This is a genomic window from Pseudomonas sp. RW407 (assembly GCF_003176655.1).
GTDB lineage: Bacteria > Pseudomonadota > Gammaproteobacteria > Pseudomonadales > Pseudomonadaceae > Pseudomonas > Pseudomonas delhiensis.
Genome location: NZ_QGSL01000106.1, coordinates 745848 through 760222, shown reverse-complemented (window position 1 = coordinate 760222; position 14375 = coordinate 745848). Strand labels below are relative to the sequence as shown.

General features: G+C 68.7%; 11 protein-coding genes. 9 read left to right on the top strand and 2 right to left on the bottom strand.

Translation table 11 applies throughout. From position 1 onward, the window contains the following. Both DK254_RS20270 and aceE read right to left on the bottom strand, forming a co-directional pair. A partial coding sequence (locus DK254_RS20270; protein WP_305888132.1) for a biotin/lipoyl-containing protein occupies window positions 1-308 on the bottom strand: 308 nt, incomplete at its 3' end. A gap of 11 nt (window positions 309-319) precedes the next feature. Then, on the bottom strand, window positions 320-2968 hold the full coding sequence (gene aceE / locus DK254_RS20265; protein ID WP_109935208.1) for a pyruvate dehydrogenase (acetyl-transferring), homodimeric type: 2649 nt from the start codon (window positions 2966-2968) through the stop codon (window positions 320-322). 244 nt (window positions 2969-3212) lie between these two features. Between aceE and glnE the strand changes: the two genes are divergently transcribed. From glnE to DK254_RS20220, 9 genes are all read left to right on the top strand, one after another. Further along, on the top strand, window positions 3213-6161 hold the full coding sequence (glnE, locus tag DK254_RS20260) for a bifunctional [glutamate--ammonia ligase]-adenylyl-L-tyrosine phosphorylase/[glutamate--ammonia-ligase] adenylyltransferase (protein WP_109935207.1): 2949 nt from the start codon (window positions 3213-3215) through the stop codon (window positions 6159-6161). Window positions 6162-6243: 82 nt separating this feature from the next. Beyond that, window positions 6244-7167 (top strand): branched-chain-amino-acid transaminase, encoded by a 924-nt coding sequence (gene ilvE, locus DK254_RS20255; RefSeq protein ID WP_109935206.1) that lies wholly within the window; start codon window positions 6244-6246, stop codon window positions 7165-7167. A gap of 79 nt (window positions 7168-7246) precedes the next feature. Then, window positions 7247-8281 (top strand): lipopolysaccharide heptosyltransferase II, encoded by a 1035-nt coding sequence (gene waaF, locus DK254_RS20250; RefSeq protein ID WP_109935205.1) that lies wholly within the window; start codon window positions 7247-7249, stop codon window positions 8279-8281. Continuing rightward, window positions 8278-9345, top strand: coding sequence for a lipopolysaccharide heptosyltransferase I (waaC, locus tag DK254_RS20245; protein WP_109935204.1), 1068 nt, complete (start codon window positions 8278-8280; stop codon window positions 9343-9345). The genes waaF and waaC overlap by 4 nt, the downstream gene beginning before the upstream one ends. Then, on the top strand, window positions 9342-10463 hold the full coding sequence (locus DK254_RS20240) for a glycosyltransferase family 4 protein (protein WP_109935203.1): 1122 nt from the start codon (window positions 9342-9344) through the stop codon (window positions 10461-10463). The genes waaC and DK254_RS20240 overlap by 4 nt, the downstream gene beginning before the upstream one ends. A gap of 124 nt (window positions 10464-10587) precedes the next feature. Then, window positions 10588-11394 (top strand): lipopolysaccharide core heptose(I) kinase RfaP, encoded by an 807-nt coding sequence (rfaP, locus tag DK254_RS20235; RefSeq protein ID WP_109935202.1) that lies wholly within the window; start codon window positions 10588-10590, stop codon window positions 11392-11394. Then, on the top strand, window positions 11394-12128 hold the full coding sequence (locus DK254_RS20230) for a lipopolysaccharide kinase InaA family protein (RefSeq protein WP_109935201.1): 735 nt from the start codon (window positions 11394-11396) through the stop codon (window positions 12126-12128). The genes rfaP and DK254_RS20230 overlap by 1 nt, the downstream gene beginning before the upstream one ends. Then, the gene (locus tag DK254_RS20225) at window positions 12125-12880 is read left to right on the top strand and encodes a lipopolysaccharide kinase InaA family protein (RefSeq protein ID WP_109935200.1); all 756 of its coding nucleotides are present in this window, start codon (window positions 12125-12127) and stop codon (window positions 12878-12880) included. The genes DK254_RS20230 and DK254_RS20225 overlap by 4 nt, the downstream gene beginning before the upstream one ends. Next, window positions 12877-14367, top strand: coding sequence for a lipopolysaccharide kinase InaA family protein (locus DK254_RS20220; RefSeq protein ID WP_109935199.1), 1491 nt, complete (start codon window positions 12877-12879; stop codon window positions 14365-14367). The genes DK254_RS20225 and DK254_RS20220 overlap by 4 nt, the downstream gene beginning before the upstream one ends. Window positions 14368-14375: the final 8 nt, after the last annotated feature.

Here is a 14375-nt window from a genome sequence, read left to right as displayed (position 1 = left end):
GCCGGGGCCGGAGCCTCGGCCTTGGGCGCTTCGGCAGCCGGGGCGGGCGCCGCGGCCGGAGCCTCGGCTGCACCACCCTCGACTTCCAGCTCGAGGATCTCGTCGCCTTCCTTCAGGGTGTCGCCCACCTTGACCTTCAGGCTCTTCACCACGCCGGCCTTGGGCGAGGGGATTTCCATGCTGGCCTTGTCGGATTCCAGGGTCAGCAGGCTCTGGTCGGCCTCGACCTTGTCGCCGACCTTGACCAGCAGTTCGATGACTTCACCCTGACCGTTGCCGATGTCGGGTACGCGGATCAGCTCACTCACAATGCGTCTCCTCAGCAGTCCAGCGGGTTGCGTTTGTCGGGGTTGATGCCGAACTTGGCGATGGCCTCGGCCACCACCTTGGGTTCGATATCACCACGGTCGGCCAGGGCTTCCAGCGCGGCCAGCACGACCCAGCGGCGGTCCACCTCGAAGAAGTCACGCAGCTTGCGACGGCTGTCGCTGCGGCCGAAGCCGTCGGTGCCCAGGACCTTGTACTCCTTGCTCGGGACCCACTGGCGGATCTGCTCGGCGTACAGCTTCATGTAGTCGGTGGAGGCGATGACCGGGCCCTTGCGGCCGCCCAGGCATTCCTCGACGTAGCTCTGCTTGGGCTTCTGGCCCGGGTGCAGGCGGTTCCAGCGCTCCACGGCCAGGCCGTCGCGGCGCAGCTCGTTGAAGCTGGGCACCGACCAGACGTCGGCGCCGATGCCGAAGTCCTCGCGGAGGATCTTCGCCGCGGCTTCCACTTCGCGCAGGATGGTGCCGGAGCCCAGCAGCTGCACGTGGTGGGCCGCGCCCTTGGTGTCCTCGTCGAGCAGGTACATGCCCTTGATGATGCCTTCCTCCGCGCCCTTGGGCATGGCCGGCTGGACGTAGTTCTCGTTCATCACGGTGATGTAGTAGAAGATGTCCTGCTGCTCTTCGATCATCTGCCGCGAGCCTTCGCGGATGATCACCGCCAGCTCGTAGGCGTAGGTCGGATCGTAGGTGCGGCAGTTCGGGATGGTCCCGGCGAGGATGTGGCTGTGGCCGTCCTCGTGCTGCAGGCCTTCACCGTTGAGGGTGGTGCGGCCGGCGGTGCCGCCGATCAGGAAGCCGTGGGCGCGGCTGTCGCCGGCGGCCCAGGCCAGGTCGCCGATGCGCTGGAAGCCGAACATCGAATAGAAGATGTAGAACGGCAGCATCGGCTGGTTGTGGGTGGAGTACGAGGTACCCGCGGCGATCCAGCTGGACATGGCGCCGGCCTCGTTGATGCCTTCCTCGAGGATCTGGCCCTTCTTGTCCTCGCGGTAGAACATCACCTGGTCCTTATCCACCGGCTCGTACAGCTGGCCGACGGAGGAGTAGATGCCCAACTGGCGGAACATGCCTTCCATGCCGAAGGTACGCGCCTCGTCGGGCACGATCGGCACGATGCGCGGGCCGAGTTCCTTGTCCTTGACCAGCTGCGAGATGATCCGCACGAAGGCCATGGTGGTGGAGATTTCGCGGTCGCCCGAGCCGTCGAGCATGGCCTTGAGGGTTTCCAGCGGCGGAACCGGGACCTGGAAGCTCTTCTCGCGGCGCACCGGCATCACGCCACCCAGGGCGGCGCGGCGCTCGGCCAGGTACTTGGCCTCGGCGCTGCCTTCCTCGGGGCGGTAGAACGGCAGGTTCTCGAGGTCGGCATCCTTGATCGGGATGTCGAACTTGTCGCGGAACGACTTCAGGCTCTCGACGTCGACCTTCTTGACGTTGTGCGCGATGTTCTTCGCCTCGCCGGAGCCTGTGCCATAGCCCTTGATGGTCTTGGCCAGGATGACGGTCGGCTGGCCCTTGTGGTTGACCGCCTGGTGGTAGGCCGCATAGACCTTGTAGGGGTCGTGGCCGCCACGGTTGAGCTTCCAGATCTCGTCGTCGGAGAGGTCCTTGACCATCTCCAGCAGCTCCGGACGCGCGCCGAAGAAGTGCTCGCGCACGTAGGCGCCGTCCTTGGCCTTGTAGTTCTGGTATTCGCCGTCGATGACCTCGTCCATGCGCGCCTGCAGCAGGCCGGCGGTGTCCTTGGCGAACAGCGGGTCCCAGAAGCGGCCCCAGATGACCTTGTTGACGTTCCACTCGGCGCCGCGGAACACGCCTTCGAGTTCCTGGATGATCTTGCCATTGCCGCGCACCGGGCCATCGAGGCGCTGCAGGTTGCAGTTGATGACGAAGATCAGGTTGTCCAGCTTCTCGCGGCCGGCCAGGGAGATGGCGCCGAGGGATTCGGGCTCGTCGCACTCGCCGTCGCCCATGAAGCACCAGACCTTCTGCTTGCCGGCGGGGATGAAGCCGCGGCTTTCCAGGTACTTCATGAAGCGCGCCTGGTAGATCGCCTGGATCGGGCCCAGGCCCATGGACACGGTGGGGAACTGCCAGAAGTCCGGCATCAGCCACGGGTGCGGGTAGGAGGACAGGCCGTTGCCGTCCACTTCCTGGCGGAAGTTGTTCAGCTGGTCCTCGCTGATGCGCCCTTCGAGGAAGGCGCGGGCATAGACGCCGGGGGAGGCGTGGCCCTGGAAGAACACCAGGTCGCCGCCGTGCTCGTCGGTCGGGGCCTGGAAGAAGTAGTTGAAGCCGATGTCGTAGAGCGTTGCCGAGGATGCGAAGGAGGAAATGTGGCCGCCCAGATCCGGGTCGTGCTTGTTCGCCTTCATCACCATGGCCAGCGCGTTCCAGCGGACCAGCGAGCGAATGCGGCGTTCCATGAACAGGTCGCCGGGCATGCGTGCTTCGTGGGTCACCGGAATGCTGTTGCGGTAGGGGGTGGTGATGGCGTAGGGCAGTTGGGTGCCGGACCGGCTGGCCAGCTCGCCCATGCGGGTCATCAGGTAGTGGGCGCGGTCTTCACCTTCACGGTCCAGGACCGATTCCAGGGCGTCCAGCCATTCCTGGGTTTCGACGGGATCGAGGTCTTGCATGGCTTGCTCCAGGGCGGAAAGGCTTCCAGAATCGAAAGCCAGTAGATCGTTGCCGATAGCAGCGCCGGCCTCGTGGGCGACGCCGCGAATTCTTGGAAGTGCACCGGGGGGTGGTTCCGGCGGGTTGTAGTTTTACTACAAAACGCGAGTGGATACAGCCCTTCGCCGAAAAAAGTTAGTAGTAAAACTACAGGCGCCCGAATGGCGGGGCTTCCGCGGGGTTGCCGTTCATCAGGATCGATGCATGACTCTGCCGTCCCGGGCCGCCTTGCCGGCCACCCTCAAGCCCCTCGCCGAGCGCGCGGGGCAGGCCTTCAGCAACGCCGTTGCCAGTCTTCCCGCCGAACATGCCGCCCTTTATGGGCAGTGGTCCGCCGAGCGCCACCACGATTTCGCGCTGGTCTGCGCGGCCAGCGACTTCGTCGCCGAACAGGCGGCGCGTGACGCCGTGGGGTTCCTCGAACTGGTGGCCAGCGGTCAGCTGGACCGCCCGCTGGAGCGCGGCGAGATGCGCGCGCAGCTGGAGGCGCTGCTGGCCGACTGCGCCGACGAGGACGAGCTGGGCCGCCGCCTGCGCCGCTTCCGCCGGCGCCAGCAGCTGCGCATCGTCTGGCGCGACCTGACCCGCGGCAGCGACCTGGCCGGCACTTGCCGCGACCTTTCCGACCTCGCCGACAACGGCATCGACCTGGCCTACCGCTGGCTCTATGAAAGGCACTGCCAGCAGTTCGGCACGCCCATCGGCCACCGCTCCGGCCTGCCGCAGCAGCTGGTGGTGCTGGGCATGGGCAAGCTGGGCGCCGGCGAGCTGAACCTGTCCTCGGACATCGACCTGATCTTCGGCTACCCCGAGGGTGGCGAGACCCAGGGCGCCCGCCGCGCGCTGGACAACCAGGAGTTCTTCACCCGCCTGGGGCAGAAGCTGATCAAGGCGCTGGACGCCATCACCGTCGAAGGCTTCGTCTTCCGCGTCGACATGCGCCTGCGCCCCTACGGCTCCAGCGGCCCGCTGGTGCACAGCTTCGCCGCCCTGGAGCAGTACTACCAGGACCAGGGCCGCGACTGGGAGCGCTACGCGATGATCAAGGCGCGGGTGGTCGGCGGTGACCAGGACGCCGGCCAGCGCCTGCTGGAGCTGCTGCGGCCGTTCGTGTACCGGCGTTACCTAGACTTCTCGGCCATCGAGGCGCTGCGCAACATGAAGCAGCTGATCCAGCAGGAAGTGCGGCGCAAGGGCATGAGCGAGAACATCAAGCTCGGCGCCGGCGGCATCCGCGAGGTGGAGTTCATCGCCCAGGCCTTCCAGCTGATCCACGGCGGCCGCGACCTGAGCCTGCAGCAGCGGCCGCTGCTGCGGGTGCTGGCGACCCTGGAGGGGCAGGGCTACCTGCCGCCGGCGGTGGTCGCCGAGCTGCGCGAGGGCTACCAGTTCCTGCGCTACGCCGAGCATGCCCTGCAGGCCATCGACGATCGCCAGACGCAGATGCTGCCGGAGGACGAGCTGTCGCGCATCCGCGTGGCCTTCATCATGGGCTTCGCCAACTGGTCGGCCTTCCACGAGGCGATCAACCACTGGCGCGAGCGCGTCGACTGGCACTTCCGCCAGGTGATCGCCGACCCCGGCGAGGACGAGGGCGGCGAGAGCGAGGGCGCCACGCCCGGCGCCGAGTGGCTGCCGCTGTGGGAAGAGCAGATGGACGAGGAGTCCGCCTGCCGGCAGCTGGCCGAGGCCGGCTTCGCCGAGCCGGCGGCGGCCTTCAAGCGGCTCATCGACCTGCGCCACGGCAACCAGGTGCGCGCCATGCAGCGCCTGGGCCGCGAGCGCCTGGACGCCTTCGTGCCGCGCCTTTTGAACATGCTCGCCGAGCACGAGAAGCCGGACCTGACCCTGGAGCGCGTGCTGCCCCTGGTGGAGGCGGTGGCGCGGCGCTCGGCCTACCTGGTGCTGCTCACCGAGAACCCCGGCGCCCTGGAGCGCCTGCTGACGCTGTGCGCGGCCAGCCCGATGGTGGCCGAGCAGATCGCCAGGTTCCCCATCCTGCTCGACGAGTTGCTTAATGAAGGTCGCCTGCTCAGTCCACCGCAGGCGCCGGAGCTGATCGCCGAGCTGCGCGAGCGGCTGATGCGCATCCCCGAGGACGACCTCGAGCAGCAGATGGAGACCCTGCGCCACTTCAAGCTGGCCCACGGCCTGCGCGTGGTGGCCTCGGAAATCGCCGGCACCCTGCCGCTGATGAAGGTCAGCGACTACCTGACCTGGCTCGCCGAGGCCATCCTCGAACAGGTCCTGGCCCTGGCCTGGCACCAGCTGGTGCAGCGCCACGGCCGGCCGCTGCGGGCCGACGGCACGCCCTGCGACACCGACTTCATCATCGTCGGCTACGGCAAGGTCGGCGGCCTGGAACTGGGCCACGGCTCGGACCTGGACCTGGTGTTCATCCACGACGGCGACCCGCAGCGCGAGACCGACGGCGCCAAGCCCATCGACGGCTCGCAGTTCTTCACCCGCCTGGGGCAGAAGATCATCCACTTCCTCACCACCCAGACCACCTCCGGCGCGCTCTACGAGGTGGACATGCGCCTGCGCCCCAGCGGCGCCGCCGGCCTGCTGGTGAGTTCGCTGGCGGCTTTCCAGGCCTACCAGCAGAACGAGGCCTGGACCTGGGAGCACCAGGCCCTGGTGCGCGCCCGCGTGCTGGCCGGCAGCCCGCGCGTGGCCGAAGCCTTCGAGGGCATCCGCGCCGCGGTGGTGGGGCGCCATCGCGACCTGGCCGAGCTGCGCCGCGAGGTCAGCGAGATGCGCGCGAAGATGCGCGACAACCTGGGCACCCCCGCGACCGCCGCCGGTACCGCGCCGAATGCCTTCGAAGCCGCGGCGCCCTTCGATCTCAAGCAGGATGCCGGTGGTATCGTCGATATCGAATTTATGGTGCAATATGCGGCCCTTGCCTGGTCGTGGCAGCACCCGGAGTTGCTGCAGTTCACCGACAACATCCGCATCCTGGAAGGGTTGGAGCGGGCTGGCCTGATCGCCAGCGAGGACGTCCGTTTCCTGCAGGAGGCCTACAAGGCCTATCGCGCAGCCGCGCACCGTCTGGCGCTGCAGAAACAGCCAGGGGTAGTGGGCGGCGACCGTTTCCATGAAGAACGCCGCGGAGTGATGCGGGTCTGGCGCGAGCTCGAGCTCGCCTGATCCCGGGCAGTACGCACAGGTCGCCGGCGGGGCTGGGTTCCGCGGCGACCGGACGACGAATTTCTGTGAGGAGCTGGCAAATATGTCGATGGCCGATCGTGATGGCGTGATCTGGTATGACGGCGAACTGGTGCAGTGGCGCGACGCGACCACCCACGTTCTGACCCACACCCTGCACTACGGCATGGGCGTGTTCGAGGGCGTGCGCGCCTACAACACCCCGCAGGGCACCGCGATCTTCCGCCTGCAGGCCCATACCGACCGTCTCTTCGACTCGGCGCACATCATGAACATGAAGATGCCGTTCACCAAGGAAGAGATCAACGAAGCGACCCGCGCCGCGGTCCGCGAGAACAACCTGGAAAGCGCCTACATCCGCCCGATGGTGTTCTACGGAAGCGAAGGCATGGGCCTGCGCGCCGCCGGCCTGAAGGTCCACGTGATAGTCGCCGCCTGGCACTGGGGCGCCTACATGGGCGACGACGCCCTGGAGCAGGGCATCAAGGTGCGCACCAGCTCCTTCACCCGCCACCACGTGAACATCTCCATGACCCGCGCCAAGTCCAACGGCGCCTACATCAACTCGATGCTGGCCCTGCAGGAAGCCATCTCCGGCGGCGCCGACGAGGCCATGATGCTCGACCCCGAAGGCTACGTGGCCGAGGGTTCGGGCGAGAACATCTTCATCATCAAGGACGGCGTGATCTACACCCCGGAAGTCACCGCCTGCCTGAACGGCATCACCCGCAACACCGTGCTGACCCTGGCCAACGAGCTGGGCATCAAGGTGATCGAGAAGCGCATCACCCGCGACGAGGTGTACATCGCCGACGAGGCCTTCTTCACCGGCACCGCCGCCGAAGTCACCCCGATCCGCGAGGTGGACGGCCGGCAGATCGGCATCGGCCGCCGCGGCCCGGTGACCGAGCAACTGCAGAAGGCCTACTTCGACCTGGTCACCGGCAAGACCAGCGCCCATCCGGAGTGGCGCACACTGGTCAAATAAACGGCCTGAGGCTGCAGGCTCCAGGCTGCAGGCGTTCTGCCTTGTACCTGCAGCCTGCCGCCTATAGCCTGCAGCCCATATGAATATTCTGATCGTAGGTCCCTCCTGGGTCGGCGACATGGTGATGGCGCAGACGCTCTTCGAGTGCCTGAAGCGCGAACACCCCGACTGCCAGATCGACGTGCTGGCGCCCGACTGGAGCCGGCCGATCCTCGAACGCATGCCCGAAGTGCGCCAGGCCCTGAGCTTCCCGCTCGGCCACGGTGTGCTCGACGTCGCCGCGCGCCGGCGCATCGGCAAGTCCCTGGTTGGCCGGTACGACCAGGCGATCCTCCTGCCCAACTCGCTCAAGTCCGCCCTGGTGCCGTTCTTCGCCGGCATTCCCCGGCGCACTGGCTGGAAGGGCGAGATGCGCTACGGCCTGCTCAACGACATCCGCAAGCTCGACAAGCAGCGCTACCCGCTGATGATCGAGCGCTTCATGGCCCTGGCCTACCCGCCGGGCACCGAGCTGCCCAGGCCCTACCCGCAGCCGCGCCTGGCCATCGACCCGGCCAGCCGCGACGCGGCCCTGGCCAAGTTCGGCCTGAGCCTGGACCGCCCGGTGCTGGCGCTGTGCCCCGGCGCCGAGTTCGGCGAGGCCAAGCGCTGGCCGGCGGAGTACTACGCCAAGGTCGCCGAGGCGAAGATCCGCGCCGGCTGGCAGGTGTGGATCTTCGGTTCGAAGAACGACCACCCCGGCGGCGAGGACATCCGCTCGCGGCTGATCCCCGGCCTGCGCGAGGAGTCGCTGAACCTCGCCGGCGAGACCGCCCTGGCCGAGGCCATCGACCTGATGTCCTGCGCGTCCGCCGTGGTCACCAACGACTCCGGCCTGATGCACGTGGCCGCCGCGCTGAACCGCCCGCTGGTGGCGGTGTACGGCTCCACCTCGCCGCAGTTCACCCCGCCGCTGGCCGATGCCGTGGAAATCGTCCGCCTGGGCCTGGAATGCAGCCCCTGCTTCGACCGCGTGTGCCGCTTCGGCCACTACAACTGCCTGCGTGAACTGCCGCCCGGGCAGGTGCTGCAGGCACTCGACCGCCTGGTCGCGGACCCGGCCGACGTCGAATGAGGGTACTGCTGATCAAGACGTCGTCCCTGGGCGACGTCATCCATACCCTGCCGGCGCTCACCGACGCCGCCCGGGCCATCCCCGGCATCCAGTTCGACTGGGTGGTCGAGGAAGGCTTCGCCGAGATCCCGGCCTGGCACCCGGCGGTGGCCCAGGTCATCCCGGTGGCCATCCGGCGCTGGCGCAAGAACCTCTGGCAGACCCTGAAGAACGGCGAGTGGCGGCGCTTCAAGAAACGCCTGCGCGAGGTCGACTACGACCTGGTGATCGATGCCCAGGGCCTGCTCAAGAGCGCCTGGCTGACGCGCTACGCGAAGAAGGTGCCGGTCGCCGGGCTGGACAGGGAATCCGCGCGCGAGCCGGCGGCCAGCCGCTTCTACGACCGTGGCTACCGCGTCGCCTGGGGCCGGCATGCGGTGGAGCGCGTGCGCCAGCTGTTCGCCCAGGCGCTGGACTATCCATTGCCCGCGGGCGTCGGTGACTACGGGCTGGACCGCGGCCTGCTGATCGATCAGAGCGCCGGCGAGCCTTATCTGGTCTTCCTGCACGGCACCACCTGGGTCACCAAGCACTGGCCCGAGGCCTACTGGCGCGAGCTGGCCGAGCGCATGGGCGAGCGCGGCTGGTCGGTCAGGCTGCCCTGGGGCAACGACAACGAGCGCCAGCGCGCCGAGCGCATCGCCCAGGGCTTGGAAAACGCCTCGGTGCTCCCCAAATTATCCCTCGCAGGCATGGCCAAGGTCCTGGCCGGCGCTTCCGCCTGCGTGGCGGTGGACACCGGGCTCGGACACCTGGCCGCCGCCCTGGACGTGCCGACGCTGTCGCTGTTCGGCCCGACCAACCCCGGGCTGACCGGCGCCTACGGGCGTTCCCAGGTGCACCTGGCCAGCGACTGGCCCTGCGCACCCTGCCTGCAGAAGACCTGCACCTACCAGCCGACGGCCGAAGACAAGCGCCAGTTCGACCTGCGGCAAGAGCAGCCCCTGTGCTTCACGCGCCTGAACCCGCAGCGCGTGGCACTGCAACTGGAGGCGCTGCTGCTGGCCCCGGAGACGCTTCGATGACCCTGGCTTTCGTCCTGTACAAGTACTTCCCGTTCGGCGGGTTGCAGCGCGACTTCATGCGCATCGCCCTGGAATGCCAGAAGCGCGGCCATGGCATCCGCGTCTACACGCCGATCTGGGAAGGCGAGGTGCCGCCCGGCTTCGACGTTCGCGTGGCGCCGGTCAAGGCACTGTTCAACCATCGCCGCAACGAGAAGTTCAGCGCCTGGCTGGCCGCGGATCTGGCCCGCGACCCGGTGGACCGGGTGATCGGCTTCAACAAGATGCCCGGCCTGGACGTCTACTACGCCGCCGACGGCTGCTTCGAGGACAAGGCGCAGACCCTGCGCAACCCGATCTACCGCCGCTGGGGCCGCTACAAGCACTTCGCCGATTACGAGCGGGCGGTGTTCGCCCCCGAGTCGAAGACCGAGGTGCTGATGATCTCCGAGGTGCAGCAGCCGCTGTTCATCAAGCACTACCACACCCCGATCGAGCGCTTCCACCTGCTGCCCCCGGGCATCGCCCAGGACCGCCGGGCGCCGGCCAACGCCGCGGAAATCCGCGCCGACTTCCGCCGCGAATTCAAGCTGGCCGACGATGACCTGCTGCTGGTGCAGATCGGCTCGGGTTTCAAGACCAAGGGCCTGGACCGCAGCCTCAAGGCCCTGGCGGCGTTGCCGCGGGCGATGCGCAAGCGCACCCGGCTGATCGCCATCGGCCAGGACGACCCCAAGCCCTTCCTGCTGCAGGTCAAGGCCCTGGGCCTGTCGGACCAGGTGCAGATCCTCAAGGGCCGCAGCGACATCCCGCGCTTCCTGCTCGGCGCCGACCTGCTGATCCACCCGGCCTACAATGAGAACACCGGTACCGTGCTGCTGGAGGCCGTGGTGGCCGGGCTGCCGGTGCTGGTTACCGACGTCTGCGGCTACGCCCACTACATCGCCGAGGCCGACGCCGGCCGCGTGGTGCCTTCGCCCTTCGAGCAGGACGCCTTCAACCGCATGCTGGCGCAGATGCTCGAAGACGACGCGGCGCGCGCCGCCTGGTCGCGCAACGGCCTGGCCTTCGCCGACACGGCGGACCTGTACTCCATGCCGCAGCACGCCGCGGACGTGATCCTCGCGGAGCGCCCATGAACATCCAACTCCCCGCTCTCCCTGCTTTTCCCGTAGGAGCGAGCTTGCTCGCGAACCCGCTTGACGCCACACCCATCGGGAAAAGCGTTCGCGAGCAAGCTCGCTCCTACGAAGGGCTCCTGCCATGAAGCTCGAGCTGCACGAGCCCTTCGAGCGCCTGTGGGCCGGCAAGGACCCCTTCGTCGAGGTGGAACGCCTGCAGGGCAAGGTCTACCGCGAGCTGGAAGGCCGCCGCACCCTGCGCACCGAGGTCGACGGCCGTGGCTACTTCGTCAAGATCCACCGCGGCATCGGCTGGGGCGAGATCTTCAAGAACCTGCTCAGCGCCAAGCTCCCGGTGCTCGGCGCCGGCCAGGAGCAGCGCGCCCTGGAGCGCCTGCACCAGGCCGGCGTCGCGACCATGACCGCGGTGGCCTACGGCGAGCGCGGCGGCGACCCGGCGCGCCAGCATTCCTTCATCGTCACCGAGGAACTGGCCCCCACCGTCGACCTCGAACAGCTCTCGCTGAACTGGCTGCGCGAGCCACCGGCGCCGCGCTTCAAGCGCGCGCTGATCGACGAAGTGGCGAAGATGGTCGGCACCATGCACCGCGCCGGGGTGAACCACCGCGACTGCTACATCTGCCACTTCCTGCTGCACACCGACCGGGCGCCGACGCCCGACGACCTGCGCCTGTCGGTGATCGACCTGCACCGCGCCCAGACCCGCGCCGCCACGCCGCGCCGCTGGCGCGACAAGGACCTGGCCGCGCTGTACTTCTCGGCGCTGGATATCGGCCTGACGCAACGCGACAAGCTACGCTTCCTGCGCGGTTACTTCCGCAAGCCCCTGCGCGACATCCTCCGCGAGGAGGCCGCTCTGCTCGCCTGGATGGAGCGCAAGGCCGCCAGACTCTACGATCGCAAGCAGCGCTACGGAGACCTGCTCTGATGTCGGGCTGGACCCTGGAACCCGCCTACAGCCACCTGTCCGCCGACTTCGGCAGCCTGGACGCGGTGTTCGCCCTGCAGGGCGAGCGCCTGACCAAGGACCCCAAGTCCGAAGTGATCCGTATCGAGCGCGACGGCGTGCGCTACTACGTCAAGCGCTACAACAGCGCCGGCAAGGGTTACCACCGCTACCTCGCGCGGCCGCGGATCAAGGCCGAGTGGCAGAACCTCAAGCAGTTCGCCAAGTGGGGCATCCCCACCGCCGAAGTGGTGGCCTGGGGCCTGGAGCGCCGGCGCGGCGCCTTCGTCCGCGGCGCCATGATCACCCGCGAGGTGCCGGGCACCGAAGACCTGGCCGCGCTGGCCCGGCGCAACGACCCGCGCCTGCGCGACCGCGCCTGGGTCGACCACGTCAGCCGGCAGCTGGCGGCGCACACGCGGCTGATGCACGACCACCACTTCACCCACAACGACCTGAAGTGGCGCAACATCCTGGTCGATTCCGCCGGCACCGTGTATTTCATCGACTGCCCGATCGGCGACTACTGGGTCAGCTTCATGCTGCGCCACCGCATCACCAAGGACCTGGCGACCCTGGACAAGGTGGCCAAGCACCACCTCACCGCCACCCAGCGCCTGCGCTTCTACCTGCAGTACCGCCGGCGCGAGCGGCTGAACGCCTCGGACAAGCAGCGCGTCCGGCGCATCGCCCATTTCTACGAGGGACGCGAGTGAACGACTTCATCGCCGACGACGACCGCGAGCGCCTGCAAAGCCAGGGCCTGGCCGGCTTCGACGCGCTCTGGACGCTGCCGCTGGAGGCAGTGGACGAGCCCAACACCGAGCGCGGCGGCTGGAGTAGCGTGTTCCGCCTGGAGCTGGACGGCGGCGCGTACTACCTCAAGCGGCAGAGCAACCACCTCACGCGCAGCCTGCTGCGCCCGGGCGGCGAGCCGACCTTCGCCCGCGAGTTCCGCAACATCCAGCGCTACCAGCAGCTGGGCATCCCGGCGTTGCAGGCGGCCTTCTTCGGCGAGCGCCGCGAGGGCGGCGAACGCCGCGCCATCCTGGTGACCCGCGCGCTGGACGGCTGGCGCGACCTGGACGCCTGGCTGAAGGACTGGTCCGGCCTGCCGCCCGAGCGCCGCCAGGCGATCCTGCACGCCTGCGGCATGCTCGCCCGGCGCCTGCACGAGGCCGGGCAGATGCACGGCTGCTTCTATCCCAAGCACATCTTCCTGCGCGAGGCCGGGGACGGCTTCCAGGCCTGCCTGATCGACCTGGAGAAGACCCGCCCGCTGTGGTTCGGCCTGCGCGACCGCGTCAAGGACCTGGAGCCGCTGCTGCGCCGCGCCCCCGACTGGAGCGAGGTGGACGTGCGCCAGCTGCTCGCCGCCTACCTGGGCAGCGCGGCCAGCGGCGCCGAGGTGGACCACTGGTACAAGCGCCTGGGCGCGCGCCGGCGCAAGAAGGAGAAACGCGGGTGAGGCTGGGCGAACTGCGTAACGCCGGGCGCCAGCCGACGCTGCCGCTGCGGCTGGAACTGGCCGATGGCGCCGGCCCCGCCGAGCTGCGCCTGGACAGCCTGCTGCGCGTGCTGCCGGGCCGGCGCTACGTCGGCGCAGGCAACTGGCGCGGGCGCCAGGTGCTGGCCAAGCTGCTGGTCGGCGTCAAGGCCGCGCGGCACTTCCAGCGCGAGCTGGCCGGCGTGCGCCTGCTCGCCGAGCAGGGCCTGACCACGCCGCTGCTGCTGGCCGACGGCCTGGGCGAAGGCGAGGGCGGCTGGCTGATCTTCGAGTTCCTCGACGGCGCCCACAGCCTGGGCGACGCCTGGCGCGCGGTGGAGGCCGAGCCGGCGTTGTCCGACGCCCAGCAGACGGTGCTCGGCGAGGCCCTGGCGGCCATCGCCGAGCTGCACGCCAAGGGCCTTTGGCAGGAAGACCTGCACCTGGACAACCTGCTGCGCCACGACGGCCGCCTGTACCTGATCGACGGCGCCGGCATCCGCGCCGAGACGCCCGGCCAGCCGCTGTCGCGCAAGCACGTGCTGGAAAACCTCGGGGTGTTCTTCGCCCAGCTGCCGGCCAGCCTCGACCCCTTCCTCGAAGAGCTGCTGGTGCACTACCTGCTGGTCAACGGCGAGCACGCGCTGCCGCTGGAGGCCCTGCAGAAGGAGATCGCCCGGGTGCGCCGCTGGCGCGTCGCCGACCTGCTGAAGAAGATCGGCCGCGACTGCAGCCTGTTCAGCGTGCGCCGCGGCGCCTTCGGCCTGCGCGCGGTGCGCCGCGAGGAAGAGGCCGGCCTTGCGCCGCTGCTGGCCGAGCCGGACGCTTTCATTGACCGGGGGCATGTCTACAAGACCGGCGGTGCCGCTACCGTGGCGAAAGTGGAGCTGGCTGGCCGGCCGCTGGTAGTGAAACGTTACAACATCAAGAACCTGCTGCACTGGCTCAAGCGCTTCTGGCGCCCCAGCCGCGCCTGGGCGTCCTGGCGCGAGGGCAACCGCCTGGAAGCCCTCGGCATCGCCACCGCGAAACCCCTGGCGGTGCTGGAACGGCGCTGGCTGTGGCTGCGCGGGCCGGCCTTCCTGATTACCGATTACCTGGGCGGGCAGGATATAATCGCCCGTTTCAAACCCCATCTGGACGATCCGGACGGGGCCGGCATGCCGCCGGAGGCCGAGCTGAAGGCCCTGGACAGCCTGTTCGCGGCGCTGCGGCGCGAGCGCATCAGCCACGGCGACCTCAAGGGCCACAACCTGTTCTGGCAGGGGGCGGGCGAGACGGGGCGCTGGGCGCTGATCGACCTCGACGCCATGCACAAGCACCACGGCCAGGCCGGTTTCGAACGCGCCTACGCCCGCGACCGCGCACGTTTCCTGCGCAACTGGCCGCAGGACAGCGCGCTCCACCGGCTGCTGGATGAACGCATACCCAAGGCCGGCGTCCAAGCGCAAGACCGACCCGGGAAGTGAAGGCTCCG

Coding starts and splice junctions, on each gene's coding strand:
- aceE (WP_109935208.1), bottom strand. CDS start 2,968: ATGCAAGACCTCGATCCCGTCGAAACCCAGGAATGGCTGGACGCCCTG.
- DK254_RS20240 (WP_109935203.1), top strand. CDS start 9,342: ATGACCCTGGCTTTCGTCCTGTACAAGTACTTCCCGTTCGGCGGGTTG.
- DK254_RS20230 (WP_109935201.1), top strand. CDS start 11,394: ATGTCGGGCTGGACCCTGGAACCCGCCTACAGCCACCTGTCCGCCGAC.
- ilvE (WP_109935206.1), top strand. CDS start 6,244: ATGTCGATGGCCGATCGTGATGGCGTGATCTGGTATGACGGCGAACTG.
- glnE (WP_109935207.1), top strand. CDS start 3,213: ATGACTCTGCCGTCCCGGGCCGCCTTGCCGGCCACCCTCAAGCCCCTC.
- rfaP (WP_109935202.1), top strand. CDS start 10,588: ATGAAGCTCGAGCTGCACGAGCCCTTCGAGCGCCTGTGGGCCGGCAAG.
- waaF (WP_109935205.1), top strand. CDS start 7,247: ATGAATATTCTGATCGTAGGTCCCTCCTGGGTCGGCGACATGGTGATG.
- waaC (WP_109935204.1), top strand. CDS start 8,278: ATGAGGGTACTGCTGATCAAGACGTCGTCCCTGGGCGACGTCATCCAT.